The following is a 2,199-nucleotide window of genomic DNA, read 5'->3' as shown; positions in this document are numbered from 1 at the left end:
GTCCTGAAGGCCCTCGGCGAACCATTTGAACCCGACCGGCACTTCATACAGTCTGCGCTTCAGCCTGGCGCTGACGCGATCGATCATCTGGCTGCTCACCACCGTTTTTCCAACCGCGGCGTCCTTGCGCCATTCAGGGCGATGCTGGAACAGGTAGTCTATCGCCACCGACAAGTAATGATTGGGCGGCAGCAGTCCGGCACTGCGCGTGACGATGCCGTGCCGGTCGTGATCGGTGTCGCATGCGAAAGCGATGTCGAATTGATCCTTCAGGCTGATAAGGCCTTGCATGGCATAAGCTGAAGACGGGTCCATGCGGATCTGGCCATCCCAATCAACCGTCATGAAACGAAAAGTGGGATCGACCTGGCGATTGACGATGGTCAAGTCGAGCTTGTAGCGGTCGGCTATGGCGGGCCAGTAGTGGCCTCCCGCCCCGCCGAGCGGGTCGACGCCCATGCGAACACGTGCTCCGCGAATGGCGTCCATGTCGATCACGTTGCCGAGATCGTTCACGTAAGAGTTCAGGAAATCGTGGGTATGTGTTGTCGGCGCATGGAGGGCTTTCTCGAACGGCATCCGCCGCACGCCTTTCAGGCCGTTGCCAAGCAGATCATTGGCCTGTTTTTCGATCCAGCCAGTGACATCGGTATCCGCCGGCCCGCCATTGGGCGGGTTATACTTGAAGCCGCCGTCGCCCGGCGGGTTGTGCGAGGGCGTGATGACGATCCCATCGGCGAGCCCGGTCTTGCGGCCGTTGTTGTAGTTGAGGATTGCGTGGGAGATGGCTGGGGTGGGCGTATACTCGCCACCGGCCGCCATCATCACCTCCGCTCCGTTCGCGGCCAGCACCTCAAGGGCGCTCACGAAGGCTGGCTCCGATAGCGCATGTGTATCGATGCCGATGAAGATCGGGCCGTCGATACCCCGTCGCTTGCGGTAGTGGCAAATGGCCTGGCTGATTGCCAGCACATGCGCCTCGTTGAACGTGCTCTCAAACGCCGAGCCGCGATGCCCGGACGTCCCGAACGCCACCCGCTGCAATGGGTTGGCAGGGTCCGGTACCTGGCTGTAATAAGCGGTGACGAGCTTGGCGACGTTGACCAGCAGCTCGGGCGGGGCCGGCTTTCCGGCCAATGGACTGATTTTCATGGTCATTGTCTCATTCGGTTCGTGCAATCCCAACTTGTTTGGTTGACGGGCTGCCCGCAATTTGCGCCTTGGCGGCCGCAACGACGTGTGCCGGCTCGAATCCGAAGTGTTCTGCGACGACTTTCGATGGCGCTGACAGGCCGAAACTATGTAGAGCGAGGATGGCGCCGTCGAAGCCGGTATAGCGCTCCCATCCGAAACCAGATGCTTCTTCTACCGCAACCCGGGCCGTTATAGCGGGCGGCAGGACGGTCTCGTGATACTCCTTCGGTTGGCTTTCGAACAATTCCCATGACGGCATGCTGACGACGCGTGCCTTGATGCCCTCGGCCTTCAGCTGTTCATACGCCGTCACGCACAGCGCGACTTCGCTGCCGGTCGCCAGCAGCAGGACGTCGGGTCTGCCGTCGGGAGCATCAGCCAGTACATAAGCGCCCTGCGCCACGCCGGCTGCGTTTGCATAGATCGAGCGATCGAGCGTCGGCACCGCCTGTCGCGTCAGCACGAGGCAGACAGGCCTGTCCTTGAGATGCATGATGACCTTCCATGCCTCCATGACTTCATTCGCATCCGCCGGGCGTAGCACGACCATGCCGGGCATGGCGCGGAACGAGGCAAGCTGCTCGATCGGCTGGTGGGTTGGCCCGTCCTCGCCGAGACTGATGGAATCATGGGTCCAGATGGAGATGAGCGGGAGTTCCATCATCGAGCTCAGCCGCAGCGCCGCGCGGCAGTAGTCGGTGAAGATCAGGAAGCTGGAGACGAACGGCCGCAGCTTCGACAGGCTCATGCCGTTGCCGATGGCGCACATGGCATGTTCGCGCAGGCCAAAGTGGAAATTCCGCCCGCGGTAGCTGACGGCCTGGTCGCCCTCTGGGGTCTGAAAGTTGCCGGCGAAATCGAATTCGAGGTTCGTCTTGGTTGACGGCGACAGGTCTGCCGCGCCCCCCAGCAGCCATGGCAAATGTTCCGCAATAGCGTTCAACACCTGGCCCGACGAGTCGCGCGTCGCGAGGCCTTTCGCATCGGCTGAGAAGGCGGGCAACG

The 2,199-nt window shown here is 61.8% G+C and carries 2 protein-coding genes; both read right to left on the bottom strand.

What is annotated here, in order from left to right; genetic code table 11:
• Positions 1 to 1,158: alpha-D-glucose phosphate-specific phosphoglucomutase (locus EN993_RS35015; RefSeq protein WP_206532476.1), on the bottom strand; the 1,158-nt coding region annotated here is incomplete at its 3' end.
• Positions 1,159 to 1,162: 4 nt separating this feature from the next.
• A partial coding sequence (locus tag EN993_RS35010; RefSeq protein ID WP_281040595.1) for a transketolase C-terminal domain-containing protein occupies positions 1,163 to 2,199 on the bottom strand: 1,037 nt, incomplete at its 5' end.

It is taken from the genome of Mesorhizobium sp. M7D.F.Ca.US.004.01.2.1 (genome assembly GCF_003997785.1).
Classification (GTDB): Bacteria; Pseudomonadota; Alphaproteobacteria; order Rhizobiales; family Rhizobiaceae; genus Mesorhizobium; species Mesorhizobium loti.
Note: the sequence above shows the minus strand (reverse complement) of the source record. Positions and strands in the feature narration are given on the sequence as shown.